The organism is Novosphingobium tardum (assembly GCF_042652045.1).
Taxonomy (GTDB): Bacteria; Pseudomonadota; Alphaproteobacteria; order Sphingomonadales; family Sphingomonadaceae; genus Novosphingobium; species Novosphingobium tardum.
This window is the reverse complement of record NZ_JBHSDR010000004.1, coordinates 101,575-126,733: the sequence shown is the minus strand read 5'-3', so window position 1 is coordinate 126,733 and position 25,159 is coordinate 101,575. Positions and strand designations below refer to the sequence as shown.

Sequence of the window (25,159 nt, the reverse complement as noted above, 5' to 3'; positions counted from 1 at the left end):
GACAAACGATTTGAATTCGGCCAAGTTCCTGCCATTGAACCCAGACGATCGTGACCGCGGCGCAAAGTGCCGGGTGGGAGAGCCGACTACCATGGATGACACCGTTCTCGTAAGTTTTGATGACTTCATCACACATTGGGCGCGTGAACGGCCCGACGCCACGGTCCTTCAGGAAAGCGGGCGGCAACTCAGCTTCGCCGGCCTCGAGAAATTTTCCCGCCAGACCGCTGCCGCGCTCAATTCCGCCGGCGTCGCGAAGGGCGACAGGATTGCGTGGTTCGGCAAGAACTCGGACCTATACTTCCAGCTCCTGTTCAGCGCGGGCCGCGCCGGGATCGTGACCGTTCCCGTGGGCTGGCGCCTCGCCCCGATGGAGGCGGAATTCATCTTCCGCGATACCGAGGCCAAGCTCATCTTCGCCGGAGACGAATTCGTCGACAGCGCGCGCGAAATCGCGGCGAGGCTCCCGAACAAGCCGCGGGTCGTAAGCGCGTCCGAGGCACGTGACTGGTTTGCCGGCACGCCCGAGCCCGAGGAATACACGCCTGCCGGGCCCGACGACGCGGTTCTCCAGCTCTATACCTCCGGCACCACCGGAAACCCAAAGGGCGCGGTGCTGAGTTCGCGCAACCTGTTCGGCCTGCGTGCGGCGGGCGCGAATTCCGGCCTTGCCTGGTCGATGTACGACGACGACGAGGCGATCCTGGTGTGCATGCCGTGTGCCCATATCGGCGGCACCGGACTTGGGGTGATGGCGCTGGGCGCGGGCGTGCGAGGCATCGTACAGTCCGAATTTTCCGCCGAGGGAGTGTTCGAGGCGCTGCGCCAGGGCATCACGCGCTTCTTCATCGTGCCCGCTGCGCTGCAGATGGTCATCCAGCATTCGGAAGCGGCGAACGCCGATTTTTCACGCCTGCGCTTCGTGATGTACGGCGCTGCTCCGATTCCACTTGAACTCCTGCGGCAGGCCGTCGAGACGATTCCTAACGCCGGTTTTGTCCAGTGCTACGGGATGACCGAAACCACCGGCACGATCGCGGCCTTGCCGCCCGAGGATCACGATCTCAACGGCAACGAGCGGATGCGATCGGCGGGCAAGGCCCTGCCGGGCGTGGAAATCCGTATCATCGGTGACGACGGCAACGAACTTCCGCTGGGCCAGGTCGGCGAAGTGGCGACGCGTTCGAGCAACAACATGCTCGAATACTGGAAGCTGCCCGATGCGACGGCCAAGACGGTCACGCCGGATGGCTGGGTTCGCACCGGCGACGCCGCCTACATGGACGCTGACGGCTACGTCTACATCCAGGACCGCATCAAGGACATGATCATCACCGGCGCCGAGAACGTCTATCCGGCGGAAGTCGAAAGCGCGATCTACGGGCACCCCGATGTGGCCGAAGTTGCGGTGATCGGCGTTCCCGACGCCAAGTGGGGCGAGGCGGTAAAGGCGTGTGTGGTGCCCAAGCCGGGCCACGCGGTCGATCCGGCCAGCGTGATCGCCTGGACGCGCGAGCGGATCGCCGGGTTCAAGGTGCCCAAGTCGATCGACGTTATCGACGCCCTGCCGCGCAATCCCACCGGCAAGATCATGCGCCGTAGCCTGCGCGAACCCTACTGGGAAGGAATGGACCGCCAGGTCAACTAACCGGCGGGGCAGCTTCGCCTTTCTGCCGTGCCAGCGCGCGACGGTAACCCTCGCGCGCCCGGCAACGGTCGAACCACGCCTGGGTAAGCGGACCCAGATCGGTATCCGCACCCAGTGATCTGGCTAGGTGGATGGCATAGCCGATGGCGATATCGGCGATGGTGAAGCGCCCGGCGCAAAGCCACTCGCGGCCGTCCTGCAGTTCGGTCTCGATGCTGCGCGCGCGGCCGGAAAAGAAGGCCCGGTAATCCTCCACGGCCTGCGCCAGCCGCCGCTCGGGCTGTTCTACCACGGTGTAGCGGAGCATGATTGCGAGCGGGAAGGTAAGCGTGGCGTCGGCGCGGTGCAGCCAGTTGCGCCAGACCCAGTGATCGGGCTCGTCTCGCGAAACCTCCAGGTCGGTTCCGGCAGCGATCCTCTCGCAGACAGCGACAGATTCCGTAAGCAGGGTGCCGTTCTCGACCCAGCCGGGCACGGTCTTGAGCGGATTGACCTCCTTGTATTCCGGCGCGAAGGCGCGGGGCGGAAAGGGCAGGATCACGAGCTCGATCGGAAAACCGGCTTCCTCCGCCGCCCAGAGGCAGCGCAGCGAGCGGGCATCGCGGCAGTGGTAAAGCCGGGGAAGCGTCATTCTCGTGATCTCCTGGTCAACTTGCGACGGGGCCGATCGGCTTCGTCCGCGCGAGGCGATTTTCGCGCCACACGATGACGAGGCCGGCGGCAATGATGATCGGCGCGCCCGCCCAGGTCGAGGCCGGCGGCAGGTGGCTCCAGACCAGCCAGCCGAACAGCGTCGCCCAGAACAGGCTGGTGTAGTCCATGACGATGACCGACGAGACCGGGCCGAGGCGCAGCGCGGCGGTCAGCGCGAGTTGCCCGGCAAGTCCGCTCAGCCCGATCGCTGCAAGCAGGAGCCAGGTCCGTGTGTCGTGATGCGTGATGACGAAGGGCAGGATCGCCGCGAGCAGCACGGTCGAGAAGAGCGAGAACCAGAAGACGATGGTCACGGGCCGCTCCGTCCGGCCCAGGTCGCGAACCTGGATCGCGATGAGCGCATTCATGAAGGCTGCGCCGATGCCGGTGGCGAGACCGAGTGCCGGAAGCGTCGAGTGCCCGGGACTTGTGATGATTATCACACCGGCAAAACCCAGCGCGACGGCGAGCCAGCGGATGGCGCCAACCCGTTCGCGCAGCAGGACCGTCGAAAGCATCACCGCGAACAGCGACGCTACGAAGCTGAGCGTGGTGGCCTCGGCCAGCGGCAGGAGCGTGACCGAACCGAGGTTGAGGAACATCCCGATCAGCCCCAGCATCGCCCTGCGGCCGTGTATCGGGATGCGTTCCGTGCGAAGCTGGCCAAGGTGTCTGGTGGCGGCAAGTGCACCGACAAGCAATGGCAGGGTCAGCGCTTGGCGCCAGAAGATGATCTCGGCGAGATGTACACCGGCCTCGCTCGCCAGCTTCACCAGCGCGGACATGCCGGCGATGAGCGCCATCGCAAGCAGGCGGATGGCGAGGGCGAGGACCGGGCGTTGATGGGGAGGAGCCATGCCCTGCCTCGCATAGCTTGCGGTGCCTTGCGATCAACCCGCGCCGTGCCCATCTTGCCTCGCAATGAGCGGCACCGAACAACTCGGCATTCTTGGACTCGGCGCGGCGCTGATCGCGCTCGTGGCGACTCTGGCCGATCGCCGCCGGGTGCGCCGGACCAATCTCGACGCGGCAGGCTTCATGCCGTGGACGCCGATCTTCTTCGGCTCACTGATGATCGCCTGCGTCGCGCTGGGCCTGGCCTTGCGCGCCTGGTTCGCGGGCTAGAGCGTCAGAGGCAGGCTTCGAGGAACGCCTGGTCGAAGCCGAACTGCCGCGCCTTTTCCAGTGTATAGGGGCGCAGGCCGGACGGGCGGAATTCGCCGATGATCTTGCCGTCCTCGCTCTCGTCCAGGTACTCGAACTTGAACAGTTCCTGGGTGACGATGACGTCGCCTTCCATGCCGATCACCTCGGTGATTTGCGTGGTGCGGCGGGAACCGTCGCGCAGGCGCTTGACCTGGACGATGAGGTCAACCGATTCCGCGATCTGGCGGCTGATCGCCTCCTTCGGAATCTTGATGTCGCCCATCAGGATCATGTTTTCCATACGGCCAAGGCATTCGCGCGGGCTGTTGGCGTGAAGCGTGCACATCGAACCGTCGTGGCCGGTGTTCATCGCGGCGAGCAGGTCGAAGCACTCCGCGCCGCGGATTTCGCCGAGGATGATGCGATCCGGGCGCATACGCAGCGCGTTCTTCACGAGGTCGCCGATGGTGATGGCGCCCTGACCTTCGAGGTTTGGCGGGCGGGTTTCGAGCGGAAGCCAGTGCGGCTGCTGGAGGCGAAGCTCGGCCGCGTCCTCGATGGTCAACACGCGCTCGCCGGGATCGATCATCTTTGACAGGGCGTTGAGCATCGTGGTCTTGCCCGAGCCGGTACCGCCCGAGATGACGATGTTCATCCGGCAAGCGCCCGCAATCTTGAGCGCGGTGGCCATCTTGTCGCTCATCGACCCGAAGTCGCGAAGCATGTCGATGGTGATCGGCTTTTCGGAGAACTTACGGATCGAGATCGCGGTGCCGCGCAACGACAGCGGGGGGACGATCACGTTGACGCGGCTGCCGTCCTTGAGGCGGGCGTCGGCCAGTGGGGTGGTCTGGTCGACGCGGCGGCCGACCTGGTTCACGATCCGCTGGGCGATCTGGAACAAGTGGGATTCGTCACGGAACTGGATCGGGGCGAGGACCAGCCGGCCCTTCTTTTCGATGTAGGTCTGGTCGGGACCGTTGACCATGATATCCGAGATGTCGGGGTCGTTGAGCAGCTCTTCGAGCGGGCCGAAGCCGAGGAGCTCGTCGATCAGCACCTTCTCGAGCGCGAACTGCTCGCGGCGGTTGAGCGTGACCTTGAGCTCGGCCAGCACTTCCATGATGATCGGGCGAAATTCCTCGGACAGCTCGTCCTTGGTCAGCGTGGCCGCCGCCTCGGGATCGACGCGCTCGAGCAGGCGCGGAAGGACCTGCTCCTTGATCTTGTGAACCGAGGCCTCGAAGCCTTCGGCCTGGTAATTGCCTTCGTGAACGCCGTTCGCGCGCTCAGCTAGGCGAGTCAGCGCCTCGGCGTTAGGGCTGGGAGCGGCCGCTTCCTGCGGCAGAGGGGGGAACTGGTCACCGCCGTGCGCCGGAGGCGGCGCCGCCTTGCCGGTTTCCGCGCCCTTCATCGGCCTGGCTACACCGAACGAGGGACGGGCCCCCCCGGTCATTCCGCCGATCCCGGTCTTCCGCCCGAAAGCGCTCATTCTTCACCCCCATGGTGATTGGGTCGTGCCACCGTGGATGATGGCTGACAGTCGATCTCGAAGCGTGGTGAATAATCCACAAACTTTGAGGATTTCCTAAGATGCGACACTGTGTACCGCCGCTCGTTGCGAGAGAACTTGGGCGGCGAGTGAGAAGGCCGCGTCGCCTGCCAGGGTCACCAGCCTGAGCGTCAGCCCCAGCGCCAGCGCGGCTCCGGCATTGCGTGGGTCATGTCCCGCCAAAGCCAGCATGGCAGCTTCGCGCACCCCGATCCCGCCCGGTGCAAGGGGCACGAGAAAGCCCGCAAGCCAGGCGGTGAGAAACCATCCCGTCATGACCTGCGCGCCTGCGGGCGCGCCGAGGCTCCACGCTATCGCCGCCACGAGGGCGGCAAAGCCGCCGAAGAAGGCGAGTTGAAGTAACGCCGCGCGTGCCGAGCCGGGCCCTCCCAGACGGATGACGAGCGCTGCGGCTGCGATAGCGATCGCAGCGGCGGGCAGGGCGAGTGCGTGCTGCCGGCACAGAAGAAGCGCCGCGAGGCACGCGCATATCGCCACATGCAGCGCGATTTCGACCGCGCTGGCGCGCGCCATGCCGCGTTGCTGCCAACCCTGCGCGCTGCCGAGCCACTGGCGCGAAGCATACTGAATCACCGAGCCGGGCAGGTATTTGGCAATGAGCGACCGGCCATAGACCACAATCGCGACAGTGAGCGAAACGCGACGAGAAGCCGACGCCTGGCCCGACCAAGCCACTGCCAGCAGCGACAGAAGGCCTGCATATGCGACCGAGGCCAGCATAGTGAGGGCCCAGGCCTGCGGGGTCAGCGAGGCTCGTAGCGTCGCCCAGTCGAGCGCGCCGATACGCATGGCAAGATACCATACGCTCGCCACGACGAGCAGTCCGCCTCCGAGGCGGGACGCGGTTCGCGTCAGGCTGCGCGGGTTCTGGGAGCGCAAACCCGCCTCCTCAGCGCGCGAGGATGCTGGTGTGGTCGGGATAGGGGACGCAGAAGGAACGGCCAAAGAAGCGCCGCTCTTTCAGCCCGCAGGCCGCAATCGCCGTTCGATAGCGGCGTCGGCCCGAATCGTCGAAAAGGACGATACCGCCCGGGGCGAGCCGGGTGACCGCGTGGCTCAGGCACGCGGCGCGGTCGCGTCCGTCGACGACGATCAGGTCGAACGTGCCGGGAAACTCGTCAATCGCCGCGCTGTAGGCCCCGGCGTCTCGCTCGCGATTAAGAAGGCTGGCGTTTCCGAAACCTCGGAGCAAGGCATGAACCTTGCCCATCCAGCGCTGGTCGTGCTCGACCGAGATGACTTCCTTCGCACGGCGGGCGAGCCAGACCGTGCTCGCGCCCGATCCGTATTCGAACACCCGGGCGTTGGGGCGTGCACGGAGGAAAGCATCGATCTGGCGTGTGGCCGCGACATTCCACCACGGGCAATCGAGCTGAACCATGCGTGCGACATCGTGGATCGCCAGCAGCGAAGCCAGCCAGCGGCCCAACCCGAAGGCATCGGACTGTGCTGCACCGTCGCTCCATCGGCGGATCGGGGCGACCGAACCGATCGCGTGCGCCATGTTGGCGTATGTGTGCTTGATCGTCTGCATGGATCCGCTCTTGATTGCCGCTTTTGGCTACGCGAACAGGGTTAACGATTTGCTTCGATGGCAAGGCGCGCCGCCGAGCCGTCGCTAGAAAATGGTAAAATAGGGGCTTGGAGGCGGGTCGCTGTCAGGCTTCGCCAAGCGTCGACCCCAGACGAGCGTGACCGGCACAGCTCGGGCTGCGCCAACGAGATGCTTGCCGCGCGCAAGATCGGGGATGTCGCCAGCCGTGTATCCCACGCCGTCCAGCGTGATCTGTCCGCCGTGCACCGTGTAAGCTCCGGGCACGAGGACATCGATCGATGTCGCCTCTGCGCCTGACGGAATTCGCTTGCCCGCCAGCCAAAGCGGCCCCCAGAAGCGAACGTAGTTCTCGCGCAACGCCGCTACGTCGCGCGGCAGGAACCAGCCTTCGGTTCGTCCCCCCGCGATGGCCTGGGCGAAGATATCCTGGTCGTCTACCAGCAAGGGAACGGGCATCCGCTCCATCGTTTCGCGGATCGCGGGGCTGCCCCCGGCGCGATAGAGCTCGAATCCCCAGGCAGTCAGGAACCCGTTCGCCTTGGGAAAGTCGCCGATGAAGCCGTCGATGTCGAAGTAGGCGACGGGCTGCGGAAAGATGCGGTGCGCCGCATCCACAATCTGGCGCTGCCGGTCGATGACCCCCGAAGGCTCTACCGCCCGCACGGCGAGGGCGCAGCCGACGACGACGATCAGCGTCGTTGTCACACCTAGCCGCTGAAGCGCCCAGGGCACCGCTGCCGATGCCGCGACCATCACCGGAGGCAGCATGAAAACATAGAAGTAAGGCAGGGTGTTAAGGTAGAATGCCAGCGCCGCGATCGGCAGGAACAGGCCGGCAAGCGCAAGCTTGGCATCACGGGACAGGGCAGAACGGGCAATTGCCAACGGCGTCAGCGCGACCATCACAGTCTGGAGCGGCGCGGTCAGCGCGGCTTTGCCCGCGAAATGAATGTAAGGCGGTATGCCGATGAAGAACATCGTTTCGGCCGAGCGTTTGGCCATTCCCTGCGCGTGCGAGCCCCCCGCCGTTCCAAGCCCATGCGCGTGCCACAGGTAGGCCGCAGCGAACGACGTTGCGGCCGCAGCGAGGATGCCTGCGATGCGCCACGCGGTGGCCCACGAGCGGCCGCTCTCGTTCCAGCGCAGCCAGGCCACGCCGGCGAAGGCGGGGAAGTAGAGCACGAACTTGATCGTGACGATGGCGGCAAGGCCAAGCAGCACGCCACTTGCGGCGGTACTCCACGCGCTCAGTCGCGACGCCAAGAGCAGCCACAGCGAGCCCATGAGCAGGGCGGCGGCAACCGGGTCGGCGCGATAGGAGAACCCGTGCTGGATGACGAAGCCCGTCGCCACGTAAAGCAGCGCGCAAAGCAAGCCGCTTTGCCGGTCGGTAAAGCGCGCGGCCATCCCGCCCACTGCGACAGCGACGAACCACTCGCAGGCCAGCATGAACCAGCGGATCAGGACGATATGATCGATCGAGCTGCCCGGCAGCGCCACGGTCCACCGGAACAAGCGCGTATGGATGGTCTGAAGCGGATTGGACAATGTGCCGCGGACCAGGTCCTCGACCTCGGAATAATGGAAGAATTCGTCCCAGTTGATCGCACGCTGGCTAAGCAGCGGGATCTGGAGCGCTAGGATTGTGAAAATTGCCGCCGCAATCCAGATCTCGGCGCGCGTCAGGCCGAGCGGGCGCTCCGACTGACCGGCGGGCGGCGCTACCTGCGCCGAAGATGTCATGCCCGGCGCGCGCGCGATGGTGAGACCGCAGCGGGTAACTGCTGGCCGGAGGCGACCTCGTCGATCCTGCTTTCGATCGCACGCAGCTTCGTAAGCGAAATTTCGATCAGCTTTCGATTGGTCCCGATCAGGTCGGCCAGCACGCCCATCATTGCGGTGAGCACGCCGAGGACGAGCAGCGCACCGCCGATGACCAGAGACTGAAGGTGCCCGCTGCCCGAGCCGTTGGCCCAAAACCATATGAAGCGAACGATGGGAGCCACACCGACCAGCGCGCAGGCGGCGCCTGCCGCCGCGAAGACCCGCAGCGGATTGTAGGTGGCATAGGCGCGCGCCATCGTGACAAGGGTTCGCGCGATGAATTGGGGAATAGACTTGAACAGGCGCGAGGGGCGCTCGGTGCGATTGGTCCGGATGGGCACGCTCGTGATCTTGAGCCGCCTGCGCCCGGCCTGGATGAGCATGTCGGTGGTATAGCTGAACTCGGTCGTGATGGTGATCTGGCGGGCCGCGGCGCGGCTCAAAGCGCGAAAGCCACTAACAGCGTCTGTGATGTCGCTGCGCGATAGACCCCGAACGACCGCGCTTCCAAGACGCTGCAGCTTGCGCTTGAACGGCCCGAAATGGGCGTTATCGGCCACGCCGCGATCGCCCACGACAATGTCGGCGTGGCCCGCCAGGATCGGCGCGACCAGCAGCGCGATGTCCGCGCCGACGTACTGACCATCGGCATCGGTATTGACGATGATGTCCGCCCCGGCGGCAAGAGCGGCGTCGATTCCGCTCTGGAATGCCGCCGCCAGCCCGCGATTGCGGCGGTGTGAGACGATGTGGCTGACACCCCAGCGGCGGGCCACTTCGGCGGTGCCATCGGCGCTGCCGTCGTCGATAACGAGAACTTCGATGGAATCGATGCCGGGAATGGCGCGGGGGAGCGCAATCAGGGTTGCGGGCAGGCTCTCGGCCTCGTTGAAGCACGGGATCTGGATGATCAGCTTGGTCACGCGTTCCCCACCGTCCGACCGCCGCCCCCCGGCCGCGCTTAGGTTGCTGTTAAGCACAGTGGTTTAACACTCGGTAAACCTGACCGGGTTGCCGCGCCAAGGGCATTGCGCCCGCCACCCGATGTGCGTAGCGCCGCCTACCGATGCCGCCCACAGGGTCGCGGCGCGCCAGCGGGAAGGGGCAATCGACGTGCAGCGCAGGGAGAACGCGGGGCTCTTGTTCGCCCTGGCAGGGTTCGTGCTGCTGTCTCTCGGCGATTCGGTGATCAAGACCATCGCCGGCGCCTGGCCGGGAACCGCCGTTGCGCTGACCCGCTATGCCATCGGCGTGGCGATGCTTGGCGCGATGCTGGCGGGAAGTCAGGGCCGGGCAGGCTTCAGGATGGTTCGACCGCGCTGGCACGTTCTGCGGGGCTTTTCGGTTGCCCTCGCTACGATCTGCTTTTTCTCGTCACTCTTCCTGATGCCGCAGGCCGAGGCCACGGCGCTGACCTTCACGAGTCCGATCCTGACCGCCCTGCTGTCGCCACTGCTGTTGGGCGAGCGCCTGAACCGGGCAAGCTTCGCCGCGCTCGCTCTTGGCTTCGTCGGGGCGGTCATCGTGCTGCGACCCACGTTTCTCGCGGTCGGCGCGGCCGCACTCCTGCCACTCCTATCGGCGCTGGGCATGTCGCTCCTGATGATCGGAAACCGCGCGGTAGCCGGAACCCAGTCCGCGCTGTCCATGCAGTTCTTCGTTGCGCTTTTGGCTCTGCCCGTCATGGCGGTCGCAGCAATGGCGGGGCACCTGTCCGGCTTCCCGCCGCTCCATATCGGGCTCCCCGACTGGACGATCGTTGCGCGCTGCGCGATCGTGGCGGTGACCGCGACAACCGCGCATTGGCTGCTGTTCATGGCGGCGGAGCGCGCATCGGCGGCGCGGATCGCGCCGATGACCTACGTGCAACTGCTGGTCGCACTGGTCGTGGGCTATGCGGTCTTCGGAGACCTGCCCGATGCGCTGTCGCTGCTCGGCGCGGCGGTGATCGTGGGCGCAGGACTACTGCTGTGGCGATCAGGCAGAACGGTGGTCGCGACGACCGACTGACGGTCGCCGCGATACCGGTGATTTGAGGTCAGGTCAGGCGACGACGTGCTCGGCAAGGACGGTCAGGCCCTTGCTGCTCACTTCGGCGAAACCGCCTTCGATGCGGATTTCCTCGGGCGTGGCGCCGTCGGTCTTGTAAATCCGCAGCGCACCGTCCCTGATCGTCGTCATGAACGGAGCGTGATGCTCGAGCACGCCGAACTCACCCTCGGTGCCGGGGACGACCACCATGTAGACTTCCTCGGACCGTTCGAGCCGGGCGGGAGTGACGAGTTCGAAGTGCAGCGCCATGTCAGGCCTCGTCGGCCATCTTCTTGGCCTTCTCGACCGCCTCGTCGATGCCGCCGACCATGTAGAACGCGGCTTCGGGCAGGTGATCGTACTCGCCGTCGACCACCGCCTTGAACGAGCGGACCGTGTCTTCGACCTGGACGAACTTGCCCGAGATGCCGGTGAACACCTCGGCAACGTGGAACGGCTGCGACAGGAAGCGCTGGATCTTGCGGGCGCGGGCGACGGTCAGCTTATCCTCTTCGGAAAGCTCGTCCATGCCCAGGATCGCGATGATGTCCTGCAGGCTCTTGTACTTCTGCAGTGTTTCCTGGACGCGGCGGGCGGTGTCGTAGTGTTCCTGCCCGACGACGGCCGGGGTCAGCACGCGGCTGGTGGAATCGAGCGGATCGACCGCCGGGTAGATGCCCAGCTCAGAGATCGCGCGGTTCAGCGTGGTGGTGGCGTCAAGGTGCGCGAACGAGGTCGCCGGCGCGGGGTCGGTAAGGTCGTCCGCCGGGACGTAGATCGCCTGGACCGAGGTGATCGAACCTTTGTTGGTCGAGGTAATGCGTTCCTGCAGCGCGCCCATGTCGGTCGCGAGGGTCGGCTGGTAGCCCACGGCCGAAGGGATACGGCCGAGCAGGGCCGAGACTTCCGAGCCCGCCTGGGTGAAGCGGAAGATGTTGTCGACGAAGAACAGCACGTCCTGGCCCTCCTCGTCGCGGAAGTATTCAGCCATCGTCAGGCCCGAAAGGGCGACGCGGGCACGCGCGCCCGGGGGCTCGTTCATCTGGCCGAACACCAGAGCCACCTTCGAACCGTCGGGGGTCGGGTTGCCGTCGGCGTCCTTGGCGATGACGCCGGCGTCGAGGAATTCGTGATAAAGGTCGTTACCTTCGCGGGTACGCTCACCAACGCCCGCGAAGACCGACACGCCGCCATGACCCTTGGCGATGTTGTTGATCAGTTCCTGAATCAGCACGGTCTTGCCGACGCCGGCACCGCCGAACAGGCCGATCTTGCCGCCGCGCGCATAGGGCGCGAGCAGGTCGATGACCTTGATGCCGGTGACGAGGATCGCCGCTTCGGTCGACTGGTCGACGAATTCGGGAGCCGGGGCATGGATCGGCGCGCTCTTCTGCGCATTGACCGGGCCGCGCTCGTCGATCGGCTCGCCGATCACGTTGAGGATGCGGCCAAGCGTCATCGGGCCGACCGGCACGGAAATCTGCGCGCCGGTGTCGCGAACATTCTGGCCGCGGGTCAGGCCGTCGGTCGAATCCATCGCGATCGTGCGAACGGTGTTCTCGCCGAGATGCTGGGCGACCTCGAGAACGAGGCGGTTGCCATTGTTCTCGGTTTCGAGCGCGTTCAGGATCGCCGGCAGCTCGCCCTCGAAGGCCACGTCGACGACGGCGCCGATGACTTGGCTGATCCGGCCCGAACCGGTGTTGTGAGTGGTGCTGTCGAGCACGGGTGCGGTGGCCATTTTGGTTTCCTTGCCTAGAATTCTTGCGATCTCAGAGCGCTTCCGCGCCCGCGATGATCTCGATGAGTTCGGTTGTGATCGCGGCCTGGCGGCTGCGGTTGTACTGAATGGTTAGCTTGCTGATCAATTCGCCGGCGTTGCGCGTGGCGTTGTCCATCGCGGTCATCGACGCACCCTGTTCCGACGCCATGTTCTCGAGCAGCGCGCCGAAGATCTGCGTGCGCAGGTAGCGTGGCAGAAGGGCGGCGAGGATTTCTTCCTCGTCGGGCTCGTATTCGACGACGGCGCCGCCGGTGGCCACTTCCGGCGCATTCTTGGGCGGGGGCACGGGAATGATCTGCTGTTCGGTGGGATCCTGCACCAGGGCGCTGCGGAACCTGGAATAGAACAGGTGAGCGACGTCGAACTTGCCCGCCTCGTACATTGCGACGAGTTCGTCGGCGATCTTCTCGGCTTCGGCATATCCGGCTTCGCGGACCGTCGTGGTGTCGAAGCTGGCGCTGACGCCGTTAGGGTACGCGCGCCGGATCGGGGCGCGGCCCTTGCGACCGACGAGGTAGAAGAGGACGGTCTTGCCCTCCTTCTGTAGTTCCGCCGCCCGTGCCAGCGCGGCGCGCACGATGTTGGAGTTGAACGCGCCGGCCAGGCCCTTGTCGCTGTTGGCGACGACGAGCAGGTGCGTCTGGTCCTTGCCGGTCCCGGCAAGGAGCTTGGGCGAGCTGTCGCTGACGACGATGCGGCTGCCGAGGCTGCCCATCACTTCGGCAAGCCGGCTGGCATAAGGGCGCGCGGCTTCCGCCGCGGCCTGCGCCTTGCGCAGCTTCGCGGCGGCGACCATCTGCTTGGCCTTAGTGATCTTCTGGGTCGACTTGACCGAGTTGATCCGCCCTTTGAGTTCCTTGAGGCTTGCCATTCCCTACTTCCGTGCTTCCCGGCCAAGGCCGGGATCCGCCGGCCCCGGAGCGAACCGGGGCTGGCGAAAGATTACGCGAACTGCTGGCCGAACGTGTCGAGCGCGGCCTTGAGCTTGGACTTGGGCTCGTCGCCCAACGCCTTACTGTCGCGGACCGCGGTCAGGATATCGGCGTGCTCGGAACGCATCCAACTGAGCATCTCGGCCTCGTATTCGGTCACCCGGTTGGTCGGGATCGCGTCGAGATAGCCGTTGGTGCCGGCGAAGATCGAAACCGTCTGCTCTTCGAACGGCAACGGCGAGAACTGCGGCTGCTTCAGCAGCTCGGTCAGCCGCGCACCGCGGTTGAGCAGCTTCTGCGTCGACGCGTCGAGATCCGAGCCGAACTGCGCGAAGGCCGCCATTTCGCGGTACTGCGCCAGCTCCAGCTTGATCGAGCCCGAGACCGATTTCATCGCCTTGGTCTGCGCGGCAGAACCGACGCGGCTGACCGAGAGGCCGACGTTGATCGCCGGGCGGACGCCCTGGTAGAACAGGCCGGTCTCGAGGAAGATCTGCCCGTCGGTGATCGAGATCACGTTGGTCGGAATGTAGGCCGAAACGTCGCCCGCCTGGGTTTCGATGATCGGCAGCGCGGTCAGCGAGCCGCCGCCATTGGCATCCGACATCTTGGCCGCGCGCTCGAGCAGGCGGCTGTGCAGGTAGAACACGTCGCCGGGATAGGCTTCGCGGCCCGGCGGGCGGCGCAGAAGCAGCGACATCTGGCGATAGGCAACGGCCTGCTTGGAAAGATCGTCATAAACGATCAGCGCGTGCATACCGTTGTCGCGGAAGTATTCGCCCATCGTCACGCCGGTGTAGGGCGCGAGATACTGAAGCGGGGCCGGCTCGGAAGCAGTGGCGGCCACAACGATGGAATATTCCATCGCGCCATTTTCCTCGAGCTGCCGGACGATTTGCGCGACGGTCGAGCGCTTCTGCCCGATCGCGACATAGATGCAGTAGAGCTTCTTCGACTCGTCGTCGCCGGCGTTCGCCTGCTTCTGGTTGATGAAGGTGTCGATCGCGACGGCGGTCTTGCCGGTCTGGCGGTCGCCAATGATGAGTTCGCGCTGGCCGCGGCCGACGGGGACGAGCGCGTCGATCGCCTTGAGGCCGGTCTGCACCGGTTCGGAGACCGACTGCCGCGGGATGATGCCGGGCGCCTTCACTTCGACGCGCTGACGCGATTCGGCGACGATCGGGCCCTTGCCGTCGATCGGGTTGCCGAGGCCGTCGACCACGCGGCCCAGCAGACCCTTGCCGACGGGAACGTCGACGATCGTGCCGGTGCGCTTGACCTGGTCGCCTTCCTTGATCTCGGCGTCCGAGCCGAAGATCACTACGCCGACGTTGTCGGATTCGAGGTTGAGCGCCATGCCCTTAACCCCGTTCGAGAACTCGACCATCTCGCCTGCCTGGACCTGGTCCAGGCCGTGGATGCGGGCGATACCGTCACCAACCGAGAGCACCGAGCCGACTTCCGAGACCTGAGCCTCGGTGCCAAAGCTGGCGATCTGGTCCTTGATGACCTTCGAAATTTCAGCGGCGCGGATTTTCATTTTCAGCCTTTCATCGCGTTCGCGAGAGAATTGAGTCTGGTGCGGATCGAGCTGTCGATCTGGCGGCTGCCGATCTGGACGACCAGTCCACCGAGGAGCTCGGGATCGACGCTCGCATCGATCTTTACGTCGCGGCCCTCGCGCTCCTTGAGCTTGGCGGCAAGCGCATCGATCTGACCGGCGTCGAGCGGATGGGCGCTGGTGACCTGGGCGGTAAGCTCGCCGCGTGCGGCGGCGGCGATCGTGGCGAAGGCGCGGATCATGTCAGGCAGCGAACCGAGCCGGCGGTTGGCAGCCAGGACGCCGAGGAAGTTGCGCGCCAGCGGGCCGGCACCGAGCAGCTGCGCCACTCCGTCCATCGCCCCGGCGGCGGCTTCGCGGCCGATTTCGGGATTGCGGATCAACGACGCGAGATCGTCCGATTCGCGCACCGCTTCACCCAGATTCTTGAGGTCGCTTTCGACCGTGTCGACCTGCCCGCGATCACGGGCAAGGTCGTAGAGGGCAGAAGCGTAGCGCCCTGCCAAGCTGGCCGTAATGCCGCCGGAATTCTCCACGCGCTGCAAGTCCTTCATCCGCGGATGGTCGAGGGCAGAATGCGGCGCACAAGAAATGGCGCTGCGGCCCGTCGTCGGGGGCGCGCCTAGCAAGCATCGTGCTGCATTGCAAGATCGTGGTGCGCCACGTTGCAGCCCCTTCCGCAAAGGTGCGGAAAGGAGTCTTGACCCGCCGCCCGTCTACCTGTCGAAAGGCGGAAAGGCATGCGGCTTCGTTCGCAGCATCAGGGAGTACTGCGATGGGCGAAATGATTCGGATGACGATGTCCGACGGAGCCGAGATCGGGGTTTATCATGCCGAACCCGATGGCAAGCGCCGCGGTGGCGTCGTCCTGCTGCAGGAGATTTTCGGGGTCACTGAACACATTCGCGAACTGGCGGACGAATATGCGGGGGAGGGCTACGAGGTCCTTTCGCCCGCGCTTTTCGACCGCGAGCACCCCGGGTTCGAATCAGGGTATTCGGGCGAGGATTTTGCCCGGGCGGTCCAGCTTGCGCGCGAGATCCACCCCTTTCAGCTCAGCGTGGACGATACGTTAAGTTGCATCGAAGCCCTCAAGAACGAAGGGCCGGTGTTCGTCGTCGGCTATTGCTACGGCGGCTCGATCGCCTGGCGAGTGGCGCAAATCAGCCCCGACATTGCCGCTGCATCAAGTTATTACGGCAGCCTGGTACCGACCCAATTCAAGGACGAGGCGCCGATCCGGCCGGTGATCGCCCATTTCGGCCGCTTCGATGCCGGGATCCCGATGGAAGGGGTCGAAGCCCTTATTGAGAAGGGCCATCCGATGGCGCAGGTCTATGTCTATGAGGCCGGGCACGGCTTCAATTCGGACCGGCGCAAGGACTACCACCCGGCCAGCGCCGAGCTGGCACTCGAACGCACGCTTGCCCTCTTCAAGGCCTGCGGGGGCTGATCAGCGGTCCGTGCCGGGCGCGGGCTGGCAATGATAGACCAGCCGCTCGTTCGGCGACGGCGGCAACAGGGCGCGGATCGCGGATTGGTTCGCGCCGAAGGCGCGAGCGGCGCTCTCGCCCACGCCGCACTTGGGCGGAGTGAACCCACTTCGCGCGGCCCGCGCCTTGGTCATCGCGTCGAGCGCCATGAGATAGCGTTCGACACGGTAGGTGCGGGTCTTGGGATCATAGGCGTTGAGCGAGATCGTCGCCTCGTCGTTCGGGACGAGGATCCGCGACCAGCCGTCGTTCGCAAGGCCATATTGAGTCCTCCCGTTGACGCAGCCATCCGCCGACCAGTCCAGCGCGACGTCGGCCACGTCCGAGACGGTCGCCCGGCTACGCTCGGGATCGAATATGCAGGTAAGCGCGCCAGCTCCCGGCGTCGGCTGCTCCACTCCGCCCGTGGCCGTTGGCGATGGAGCGGCGAGCGCTTCGGCCGCGCGCTCGTCGATGGAGGCCAGCGACGGGCGGCTCAGCCAAGCCAATCCAGCCCCGATCAGCAGTCCCGCTGCCACGGCGCCCGCGATGGTCGCGCTCCGACGATCCTCGCGTTGATGGTACAGCGCCGCAGTGCCGCCCGCCGCCAGCGCGAACATGGCTAGCAGCAGCGCGAGGGCCAACCCGTTGTCCCGCTCGTCCAGCACCGCGAACTCGGCCTCGCGTGTCGCCCTGCTGCGGTTCAACGCAAGTCGGTCGGCCTGCTGGCGAGCGATCGCGTCGGCCTGAAGTCGATCCGCCTGCTGGCGTTTGGTTTCGGCGGCATCGAGTTCGGCAATGCTGCGGCAGGGCATCCCGCTGACGCGCGGCTGCACACCGGCTTGGCGCAGGAACGTCGCCACTTCGCGCATGGAGACAGCGAAATAAAACTCGGAATCGGCGCCTTCGGACAATGTTCCGAAGCTGTTGACCCCGATCACGCGCCCGCAACTGTCGAGCAGAGGACCACCGCTGTTTCCGCTTCCGACCGGTGCGGTGTGAAGCAGCGTGTCGAATTCGCGCGAGGAGCGGCCCGCGGACATGTAGCCGCGTGTCTTCACGGCGGCCTGCGGCGCGACGATCTCCGCCAAACTCAGGCCCTGAGCCTGGTCCACGTTGCCGGGATAGCCCACCGCATAGACTTCGGCGCCGTCGGCCACTGCACCCTGAAACAAGGTGAGTGCTGGTATCGCGCCCTTGTCGGTGAGCTTGAGCAGGGCGAGGTCGTTGCGCGGCGAATAGGCAACGACCTTCGCCATATAGCCCGAGCTCCCTTCGCTCGGCACCACGCCCACGATCATCGTGTCGTCCTGCTGGAGCGGTGCAACGACATGAGCGTTGGTAACCACGAGATCCGGCGCAACCGCGAAGCCCGAACCATGACCCACGTATTGGACCGAGCCGCCGTCGTTCGACACCAGTACGACCCGCACGACGCCGCGCCCGGCTGCCGCGATATCCGACGGTTCCGCACGCGCGGGCCCGGCCAGGAGGAGAAGGATCAGCAGAAACGCGGCGCGAAGCATGGCCGGGGATGCTAGCGTCAACATCGGCCGGCGCAATCCGGCGAGACCACCGGTTCCCCGCTTAATTCGCTTTGACCGCAAGAATCGGGATGCGACTGCTTCGTGGTGGGCGTAACTCTGCGGCATGGAAAAGATCGACCCCGAATTCGCCTTCGCCGCATTCGACCGGCGCGACCGCAGCCTCGACGGCAAGTTCGTCGGAGCGGTCAAGACGACCGGCATCTATTGCAAGCCAAGCTGCCCGGCGCGCAGGCCCAGGCGCGAGAACGTGGAATTCTTCGCAAGTGGCGAACAGGCACGCGCCGCCGGTTATCGCGCCTGCTTGCGCTGCCGCCCGGACCAGGTTGGCCGCGACCGCACGGCGGTGGAACAGGCAGTGGCGCTGCTCGGAGGGGCAGATCCGCCGCGCCTTGACGATCTGGCCCGCGCGGTCGGCTATGCGCCGCATCATTTCCAGCGGCTGTTCAAGCGCGAGACCGGCCTCAGCCCGGCGCAATTCGCGCGCGAGCGGCGCATGGCCCGGGCGCGCGCCGCGCTCGAGGAAGGAGGCAACGTGACCGAAGCAATCTACGATGCAGGCTATGCGGCGCCGAGCCGCTTCTACGCGGACAGCTCAAAGGAACTGGCGATGGCTCCGACAGCATGGCGGAATGGCGGGGAAGGAGTGACGATTCATTGGGACGTCGCGCGGACCAGCCTTGGCCCGATGCTGCTCGCGGCGACAGCCAAGGGCATCTGCCGCCTGGCCTTCAACGAAGACGAGGATGAACTTCGCCGCCGTTTCCCGCGCGCCGAGCTGGTCCGTGGGGGCAAAGCCTTCGCCCCGCTGTTGGCAGCCGCGGTGGCCGCCTGCGACGATCCGGGCAATATGCCCGACCTGCCGCTCGACGTCGACGGCACGGCGTTCCAGCAGGCGGTGTGGCGCGAGTTGCGCCGAATCCCCCCGGGCGAGACGCGCAGCTATGCCGAGATTGCGGCGGCAGTAGGCAAACCCAATGCGGTGCGCGCCGCAGGGTCCGCGAACGGTGCCAACAACGTGGCCGTACTCATCCCCTGCCATCGGGTGATCCGTTCCGATGGCAATCTCGGCGGCTATGCCTATGGTCTGGAGATCAAACGCCAGCTTCTTGAGCGCGAGGGAGCCGCCTGATGAACAAGGTCGAAGAGTTCGCCGCCCTGCACGTTCCGGGCAAGCCGTTGCTTCTGGTGAACATCTGGGATGCAGGCAGCGCGAAGGTGGTCGCGGCTGCCGGCGCGCGCGCAATCGCCACCGGCAGTTACGGTGTAGCGGAAGCGCAGGGCCTGAAGGACGGCGAGGACTTCCCGCTGGACGCGGTGCTGTCTAACCTTGAGCGGATTTTGGCGGTGACCGACCTGCCGGTCACGATCGACCTCGAATCGGGCTACGGCGCGGATCCAGCCGCTGTCGGCCGGTCGGTAGGCATGGCGTTCGAAGCGGGCGCGGCGGGGATCAACATGGAAGACCGGCTGCCCGGTCGAAACGAACTGCTGCCTGTCGCCGAGCAAGCAGCCCGGCTGTCGGCAGCGGCCGGCACGGGCATCTTCGTCAATGCGCGCTGCGACGTCTTTCGCGGCCAGGATGTCGCCACCGCGCGCGACGCACTTGTGGCAGCGGTGCTGGAGCGGGCCCGAGCGTACGCGGATGCCGGGGCGCGGAGCTTGTTCGTGCCGTTCATGGCCGATCGCGCGGCGATTTCGGCGATCTGCGAGGGTTCGCCCCTGCCGGTCAACATCCTGCGCTCGAAGTCCGGGCCGACCCACCGTGAACTCGCCGAACTCGGCGTCGCCCGGATCAGTCATGGGCACCAGCCGTGGGCTGCGGCGATGGCCTATCTGGCAACCCAGGCCCGCAAGGTCTTCGCCGGGGAAGAACCGGACTACTGAACCGCGCCGCCGGCAGGTCCTTCAGACAAAGCTGTAGGGATCGATGTCGACCGCGACCCGGACGCCATTGGGAAAGCGCAAGGGTCCAAGCCATTCGCGGATGACCCGCTGCACCTCGGCGGAACGCCGGGCATTGATCAAAAGGCGGTAGCGAAACCGTCCGCGCAAAAGCGACAACGGGGCCGGCGCTGGTCCAAGGATCGCGACGTCGGGCAGATTGGGCGCCGCTCCGCCGATCGCGCGCGCTGCGTCGCGCGCCTCCGCCTCGTCCTCGCTCGACACGATGATCGCCGCCCACCGGCCGAAAGGCGGCGCGCCTGCTTCGCGCCGGGCCTCGGTTTCGGCGTCATAGAACGCATCGCGGTCTCCCGCGGCCAAGGCGGCGATCACCGGCGCTTCGGGATGGCGCGTCTGGATCAGAACTTCTCCCGGCTTGGTCCCGCGGCCGGCTCGGCCGGCGACCTGTGCAATCTGCTGGAAGCATCGCTCTCCTGCGCGCAAATCGCCGCCCTCGAGGCCGAGGTCGGCATCCACCACGCCGACAAGCGTCAGGTCGGGGAAGTGATAGCCCTTGGTGACCAGTTGCGTGCCGACGATAACGTCGATTGCGCCCGCTTCGGCCTCGGCGACGAACTGCGCCGCCTTTTCCGGGCTGGTAAGAGTGTCGGAGGTGACGACGGCAACGCGCGCGGTCGGCATGATTTCGGCAACCTCGTCGGCTATCCGTTCAACGCCCGGACCGCAGGCGACAAGGCAGTCCGGCTCGCCGCATTCCGGGCACTGCGCGGGCGGCGGAGTTTCATGTCCGCAGTGATGGCAGGCGAGGCGGGCGGAAAGACGGTGCTCGACCAGCCAGGCCGAGCAATTTGGACACTGGAAGCGGTAGCCGCAGTGGCGGCACAAGGTCAGCGGCGCATACCCGCGCCGGTTCAGGAACAGCAGCGATTGCTCTCCCTTTTCGAGGCGGTCCTTGAGCTTTTCGACGAGGGGCGGCGCCAACCACCGCCCTCGCTCGGGCGGGTCCTTCGTCAAGTCCAGCGTTTCGATGGCAGGAAGCTGGGCTCCGCCGAACCGCGCCGGTAGATCGAGCTTTTCGTAAACTCCCGCCTCGGCCATCTGCAGGCTCTCGATCGCGGGGGTCGCGCTGGCGAGGATCGCGGGCACGCCTTCGAACCGGGCGCGCATCACCGCGACGTCGCGCGCGTTATAGCGGACGCCGTCGTCCTGCTTGAACGAGACTTCGTGCGCTTCGTCGACGACGATCAGGCCTAGGCGGGCAAACGGCAGGAATAGCGCCGAACGCGCTCCGACGACGACTTGGGCCTCGCCGCGCCCGATCGCGCGCCATGCGCGGCGGCGCTCGGTCGACTTGAGCGATGAATGCCAGACCACCGGCGGCGCACCGAACCGGGCCGAAAAGCGCGCGAGGAAATTCTCGGTGAGGGCAATCTCGGGCAACAGGACGAGAACCTGCAGATCGGCTTCCAGCGCCGCTGCGATCGCTTCGAAATAGACCTCGGTCTTGCCCGATCCCGTCACGCCGTCGAGCAGGAACGGGTGAAAGCGGGAATCTTTCACACAGGCGACGAACCGCGCCGCGACTTGCGCTTGATGCTCGGTCAGCAGCGGCTGAAAATGATCGGCGTGTGCGCGCGGGTAGGGGCGGTCGATGTCGACGACGACAGGCTCGAGCATTCCCGCATTGACCATGCCGCGCAGCACGCCTTCTGAAACCCCGGCGATCTCGCCCAGCTCGCGGATAGTCGCCTGCTCGCCTTCCAGCAGATCGAGCGCCGCAGCCCGCTGCGGGGTCATACGCTCGGGAACCTGTCCGGTAAGGCGGTACTCCGTCAGTGTTCCGCCCCCGCGCAACGCCGCGCCGCTCGACAGAGCCATGCGGGCGACGGATGCGAGCGAGGCGCAGTAATAGTCCGCGGTCCACTCGATCAGCCGGCGCAGCGGAGCGGCCAGCGGCCGCACCGGCAGCACTTCCAGCAGCGGGCGGAGGCGGGCGTCGGGCACTTCGGCTGCGGGGAGACGATCCGCCTCCCACACGATCCCGACGATTTGCCGCGGTCCGAGGGGTGCAACGACCACGCTTCCCGGCTCGACATCCATCCCGGCGGGCACGCGATAGTCGAGCGGGCCGAGCGCGGCATTGAAGACGAGAAGGCGAACGCGGTTCATCGAAGAGGCCTATATGGGGGCTGCGCCGGAAACGCGACAGGGGCGGCGGCGGCAACCGATCCACTGCCAAAATCGGAGACTGACAGCGCCGGGAGCGCTCCCTATAGCAACTGGGAATCGCTTCCCGAACGAAAGCCACCGGGCCCATGAAATTCTTCGTCGATACCGCCGACACCGCCGAAATCCGCGATCTTGCCGAGAGCGGCCTGCTCGACGGCGTGACGACCAACCCGTCGCTGATCGCCAAGTCCGGGCGCGATTTCATCGAAGTGACGAAAGAGATTTGCGGACTGGTTTCCGGCCCGGTCAGCGCGGAAGTCGTCGCGCTCGATCACGAAGGGATGATGCGCGAGGCGGAAATCCTGCGGATGATCGCCGACAACGTGTGCATCAAGGTGCCGCTGACGGTTGATGGCCTGAAGACCTGCCGCAAGCTCACGCTTGATGGTACGATGGTGAACGTCACGCTGTGCTTCTCCGCCAACCAGGCGCTGCTTGCCGCCAAGGCGGGGGCGACTTTCATCTCGCCCTTCGTCGGTCGCCACGACGACAACGGCTTCGACGGCATGGCCCTGATCAGCGACATCCGCCTGATCTACGACAACTACGACTTCGCGACCGAGATACTCGTCGCCAGTGTGCGCCATCCGATCCACGTCCTGGAAAGCGCAAAGATCGGCGCTGATGTAATGACAGCTCCGCCTGCGGTCATCCGCCAGCTGTTCAAACACGCGCTGACCGACAAGGGGATCGAAGGGTTCCTGGCCGACTGGGCGAAGACCGGGCAGGCAATCGGCTGACGCTTGCATGGCTGACGATTCACCTCTCGACCGGTTCAAGTCCGTCCTTGCCGGAACGGCACGCGCCGTCGCGCACGAGCCCGAGGTCGAGGTGGCATGGACCGCCGACGCGCCGACCCAGTCGGGCCACAACTTCCGTGTGCCCATGCCGGGGCGCGGCTTGCCGGCGAGTCAGGTGGCCGAAGCCCGCGGGTTTGCCGACAGCTTCGCCCTGAGGCTACGGCACCACGACGCCGCGCTTCACGCTCGCTCCGCGCCGTCCGAGGCGCTGGCGAGGGCCTGCTTCGACGCGGTCGAAACCGTTCGGTACGAGGCGCTCGGCTCTGAGAAATACGCAGGGATGCGCGGTAATCTCGATGCGGCGCTGGCGATGCGGGTGATGAGCGACCCGATCGCGCGGGCGGCACGAGCCGACGAAGTTCCGCTGCAAGCGGCGCTGGCATTGCTCCTGCGCGAGGCGCTGACCGGTGAGCCGGTCCCGGATGTGGCCAGGGCAGGCACTGCGATGGTCCGCGGCTGGATCGAGGAGCGCGCCGGAGCCGACTTCGAGGAGCTGGCGCGAAACATCGAAAACCAGGCCGCGTTCCAGTCGACTGCGCTCGACATGCTCCAGCATCTCGAGCTGACCCGCAATCCCGACGACCTGCCTCCACCTGAGGACGAGGAGGACGAGGGCAAGGACGAGGATGACGACGGCGACGAGTCCGCCGAATCCGACGCCAAGGACCAGCCGTCGGAAGCCGCGGGCGAGAACGCGGAAGGCGACGACGAGGGCGAGGGCGAGGTCGAGCAGGAGGATAGCGAGGACGCCAGCGACGCTGACATGGCGGACGAGGGCGAGGAAGGGATGCTGCCCACGCGCCCAAACCGGCCCTGGACGGATCTCCCCGAAAGATTCGACTACAAGGCCTACACCACTGCCTACGACGAGGTCGTAGCTGCTCGCGATTTGTGTGACGAAGACGAACTGGGCCGGTTGCGAGCCTACCTCGACGCGCAGCTCAAGGGGCTTCAGGGAATCGTCACCCGACTGGCGAACCGCCTCCAGCGACGCCTGATGGCGCAGCAGAACCGCAGTTGGGACTTCGATCAGGAAGAAGGGATCCTCGATGCCGCCCGGCTGGCGCGCGTCGTCGTGACGCCCGGTCATTCACTGTCCTACAAGATCGAACGCGACGTCGAGTTCAAGGACACCGTCGTGACGCTGCTGATCGACAATTCGGGATCGATGCGGGGCCGCCCGATCTCGATCGCCGCGATCAGCGCCGACATCATGGCCCGCACCCTGGAGCGGTGCGGCGTGAAGACCGAAATCCTCGGCTTCACAACCCGCGCCTGGAAGGGCGGCCAAAGCCGCGAGTCCTGGCTTTCCGGAGGCAAGCCCGCGCAGCCGGGTCGGCTCAACGACCTGCGTCACATCATCTACAAGAAGGCGGACGAGCCGTGGCGGCACGCTCGCCGCAACCTCGGCCTGATGATGCGCGAAGGTCTCCTCAAGGAAAACATTGACGGCGAGGCGCTGCTTTGGGCCCATTCGCGCCTGCTTGCCCGCCCTGAGGACCGGCGCATCCTGATGGTCATCTCGGATGGCGCGCCGGTCGACGATTCGACGCTGTCGGTCAACAACGCGGGCTATCTCGAACAGCATTTGCGCAAGGTGATCGACTGGATCGAGCGGCAATCGCCCGTCCAACTCGTCGCGATCGGCATCGGCCATGACGTCACCCGCTATTACAGGCGCGCAGTCACGATCATGGACGTCGAACAACTGGGCGGCACCATGGTCGAGCAGCTCGCCGGGCTTTTCGAGGAAGAACAAACGCGATGAACGTTTCGGAAGCAGTTGCGACCAGGCGCTCCATACGCCGTTTCGTCGACCGGCCAGTCGACCCCGAGATATTGAAGCGCATTCTCCGCAAGGCACAGCGTGCGCCGTCGGGCGGCAATACCCAGCCGTGGCACGCCGAACTCCTCACCGGCGAACCGCTCCAGCAACTGTTCGCTGCCGTTGCCGAAGTGATCCCCCAGGGGCGCAAGGGCCATGCGCCCGAATACCACGTCTATCCGCCGGAGCTGTCGGGCGCCTACGAGCAGCGCCGGTTCGGCGTGGGCGAGGCGATGTACGCCGCGCTCGACATCGCCCGCGAAAACAAGACCGGCCGCCTGGCCCAATTCACCGACAATTTCCGTGCCTTCGGGGCGCCGGTGCTGATGCTGGTGCACACCCCCCGCTACATGGGTCCGCCGCAGTGGTCGGATATCGGAATGTGGATGCAGACGGTGATGCTGCTTCTGCGCGAAGAAGGACTGGATAGCTGCGCGCAGGAAGCGTGGGCGGTCTATTCACCGCAGGTCCGGGCGATTGCCGGCATTCCCGACGACCATATCTTCTTCTCGGGCATGGCGATCGGCTTCCGCGACCCCGATGCCGTGGTGAACAGCTTCGACGTGGCACGCGCTGATCTGGACGAAGTCGCGACATTCCACGGATTCTGAAGGTTAACGGGCCAAGCGAATAAAAAA

23 protein-coding genes are annotated in these 25,159 nt (G+C 65.9%); 9 read left to right on the top strand and 14 right to left on the bottom strand.

The features are described 5' to 3' along the window. The first annotated feature begins 91 nt into the window (after window positions 1-91). Window positions 92-1,648: a fatty acid--CoA ligase gene (locus ACFO0A_RS06865; RefSeq protein ID WP_379538268.1), complete on the top strand. Its 1,557-nt coding sequence runs from the start codon at window positions 92-94 to the stop codon at window positions 1,646-1,648. Here the strand turns inward: ACFO0A_RS06865 and ACFO0A_RS06860 are convergent. Both ACFO0A_RS06860 and ACFO0A_RS06855 read right to left on the bottom strand, forming a co-directional pair. Continuing rightward, window positions 1,641-2,279, bottom strand: coding sequence for a glutathione S-transferase family protein (locus ACFO0A_RS06860; RefSeq protein WP_379538267.1), 639 nt, complete (start codon window positions 2,277-2,279; stop codon window positions 1,641-1,643). The two genes, ACFO0A_RS06865 and ACFO0A_RS06860, sit on opposite strands and share 8 nt — an antisense overlap. 16 nt (window positions 2,280-2,295) lie before the next feature. After that, window positions 2,296-3,198, bottom strand: a complete 903-nt coding sequence (locus tag ACFO0A_RS06855) for a DMT family transporter (RefSeq protein WP_379538266.1) — start codon at window positions 3,196-3,198, stop codon at window positions 2,296-2,298. Window positions 3,199-3,262: 64 nt separating this feature from the next. Here ACFO0A_RS06855 and ACFO0A_RS06850 point away from each other — a divergent pair, with 64 nt between their 5' ends. Next, complete coding sequence (locus ACFO0A_RS06850; RefSeq protein ID WP_379538265.1) at window positions 3,263-3,466, top strand: hypothetical protein; 204 nt, start codon at window positions 3,263-3,265, stop codon at window positions 3,464-3,466. Window positions 3,467-3,470: 4 nt separating this feature from the next. On the opposite strand, the gene ACFO0A_RS06845 is transcribed toward ACFO0A_RS06850, so the two are convergent. The 5 genes from ACFO0A_RS06845 to ACFO0A_RS06825 form a co-directional block, all read right to left on the bottom strand. Beyond that, complete coding sequence (locus tag ACFO0A_RS06845; protein WP_379538264.1) at window positions 3,471-4,979, bottom strand: CpaF family protein; 1,509 nt, start codon at window positions 4,977-4,979, stop codon at window positions 3,471-3,473. A 96-nt stretch (window positions 4,980-5,075) separates the two neighbouring features. Then, a complete protein-coding gene (locus ACFO0A_RS06840; protein ID WP_379538263.1) occupies window positions 5,076-5,939 on the bottom strand; it encodes a hypothetical protein in 864 nt (287 codons plus the stop codon). Window positions 5,940-5,949: 10 nt separating this feature from the next. Further along, window positions 5,950-6,594, bottom strand: a complete 645-nt coding sequence (locus ACFO0A_RS06835) for a class I SAM-dependent methyltransferase (protein WP_379538262.1) — start codon at window positions 6,592-6,594, stop codon at window positions 5,950-5,952. 84 nt (window positions 6,595-6,678) lie between these two features. Continuing rightward, window positions 6,679-8,358, bottom strand: coding sequence for a hypothetical protein (locus ACFO0A_RS06830; protein WP_379538261.1), 1,680 nt, complete (start codon window positions 8,356-8,358; stop codon window positions 6,679-6,681). Further along, a complete protein-coding gene (locus tag ACFO0A_RS06825; protein ID WP_379538260.1) occupies window positions 8,355-9,362 on the bottom strand; it encodes a glycosyltransferase family 2 protein in 1,008 nt (335 codons plus the stop codon). The genes ACFO0A_RS06830 and ACFO0A_RS06825 overlap by 4 nt, the downstream gene beginning before the upstream one ends. A 121-nt stretch (window positions 9,363-9,483) precedes the next feature. On the opposite strand from ACFO0A_RS06825, the gene ACFO0A_RS06820 reads away from it, so the two are divergent. Then, window positions 9,484-10,449, top strand: a complete 966-nt coding sequence (locus tag ACFO0A_RS06820) for a DMT family transporter (RefSeq protein WP_379538259.1) — start codon at window positions 9,484-9,486, stop codon at window positions 10,447-10,449. Window positions 10,450-10,482: 33 nt separating this feature from the next. On the opposite strand, the gene ACFO0A_RS06815 is transcribed toward ACFO0A_RS06820, so the two are convergent. The 5 genes from ACFO0A_RS06815 to ACFO0A_RS06795 all read right to left on the bottom strand — a co-directional run bounded on the left by ACFO0A_RS06815 (window position 10,483) and on the right by ACFO0A_RS06795 (window position 15,300). After that, complete coding sequence (locus ACFO0A_RS06815; protein ID WP_379538258.1) at window positions 10,483-10,740, bottom strand: ATP synthase F1 subunit epsilon; 258 nt, start codon at window positions 10,738-10,740, stop codon at window positions 10,483-10,485. Window position 10,741: 1 nt separating this feature from the next. Continuing rightward, window positions 10,742-12,211 carry a F0F1 ATP synthase subunit beta gene (gene atpD, locus ACFO0A_RS06810; RefSeq protein ID WP_379538257.1) on the bottom strand — a complete coding sequence of 490 codons (1,470 nt, stop codon included), beginning with the start codon at window positions 12,209-12,211 and terminating at the stop codon, window positions 10,742-10,744. Between the two features lie 31 nt (window positions 12,212-12,242). After that, window positions 12,243-13,124, bottom strand: a complete 882-nt coding sequence (locus ACFO0A_RS06805; protein ID WP_379538256.1) for a F0F1 ATP synthase subunit gamma — start codon at window positions 13,122-13,124, stop codon at window positions 12,243-12,245. 71 nt (window positions 13,125-13,195) lie between these two features. Further along, the gene (gene atpA, locus ACFO0A_RS06800; RefSeq protein WP_379538255.1) at window positions 13,196-14,725 is read right to left on the bottom strand and encodes a F0F1 ATP synthase subunit alpha; all 1,530 of its coding nucleotides are present in this window, start codon (window positions 14,723-14,725) and stop codon (window positions 13,196-13,198) included. A gap of 2 nt (window positions 14,726-14,727) precedes the next feature. Next, window positions 14,728-15,300: a F0F1 ATP synthase subunit delta gene (locus ACFO0A_RS06795; RefSeq protein WP_379538254.1), complete on the bottom strand. Its 573-nt coding sequence runs from the start codon at window positions 15,298-15,300 to the stop codon at window positions 14,728-14,730. Window positions 15,301-15,521: 221 nt separating this feature from the next. Between ACFO0A_RS06795 and ACFO0A_RS06790 the strand changes: the two genes are divergently transcribed. Continuing rightward, on the top strand, window positions 15,522-16,199 hold the full coding sequence (locus ACFO0A_RS06790; protein WP_379538253.1) for a dienelactone hydrolase family protein: 678 nt from the start codon (window positions 15,522-15,524) through the stop codon (window positions 16,197-16,199). Here ACFO0A_RS06790 and ACFO0A_RS06785 read toward each other — a convergent pair whose 3' ends face one another. Then, window positions 16,200-17,744 (bottom strand): S1C family serine protease, encoded by a 1,545-nt coding sequence (locus tag ACFO0A_RS06785; protein ID WP_379538252.1) that lies wholly within the window; start codon window positions 17,742-17,744, stop codon window positions 16,200-16,202. Between the two features lie 124 nt (window positions 17,745-17,868). Here ACFO0A_RS06785 and ACFO0A_RS06780 point away from each other — a divergent pair, with 124 nt between their 5' ends. Together ACFO0A_RS06780 and ACFO0A_RS06775 are read left to right on the top strand one after the other, a co-directional pair. Then, window positions 17,869-18,894: a bifunctional transcriptional activator/DNA repair enzyme AdaA gene (locus ACFO0A_RS06780; RefSeq protein WP_379538251.1), complete on the top strand. Its 1,026-nt coding sequence runs from the start codon at window positions 17,869-17,871 to the stop codon at window positions 18,892-18,894. Continuing rightward, on the top strand, window positions 18,894-19,649 hold the full coding sequence (locus ACFO0A_RS06775) for an isocitrate lyase/PEP mutase family protein (RefSeq protein ID WP_379538250.1): 756 nt from the start codon (window positions 18,894-18,896) through the stop codon (window positions 19,647-19,649). Before ACFO0A_RS06780 ends, ACFO0A_RS06775 begins: the two co-directional genes overlap by 1 nt. Window positions 19,650-19,670: 21 nt before the next feature. On the opposite strand, the gene ACFO0A_RS06770 is transcribed toward ACFO0A_RS06775, so the two are convergent. Further along, the gene (locus ACFO0A_RS06770) at window positions 19,671-21,836 is read right to left on the bottom strand and encodes a primosomal protein N' (RefSeq protein WP_379538249.1); all 2,166 of its coding nucleotides are present in this window, start codon (window positions 21,834-21,836) and stop codon (window positions 19,671-19,673) included. Between the two features lie 146 nt (window positions 21,837-21,982). Here ACFO0A_RS06770 and fsa point away from each other — a divergent pair, with 146 nt between their 5' ends. From fsa to ACFO0A_RS06755, 3 genes are read left to right on the top strand one after another with little or no spacing between them, the layout of a single operon-like run. After that, window positions 21,983-22,636 (top strand): fructose-6-phosphate aldolase, encoded by a 654-nt coding sequence (gene fsa / locus ACFO0A_RS06765; protein ID WP_379538248.1) that lies wholly within the window; start codon window positions 21,983-21,985, stop codon window positions 22,634-22,636. Between the two features lie 7 nt (window positions 22,637-22,643). Next, entirely contained in the window at window positions 22,644-24,464 is a 1,821-nt protein-coding gene (gene cobT / locus ACFO0A_RS06760; protein ID WP_379538247.1) for a cobaltochelatase subunit CobT, read from the top strand. After that, on the top strand, window positions 24,461-25,132 hold the full coding sequence (locus ACFO0A_RS06755) for a nitroreductase (RefSeq protein ID WP_379538246.1): 672 nt from the start codon (window positions 24,461-24,463) through the stop codon (window positions 25,130-25,132). The genes cobT and ACFO0A_RS06755 overlap by 4 nt, the downstream gene beginning before the upstream one ends. Window positions 25,133-25,159 lie beyond the last annotated feature (27 nt).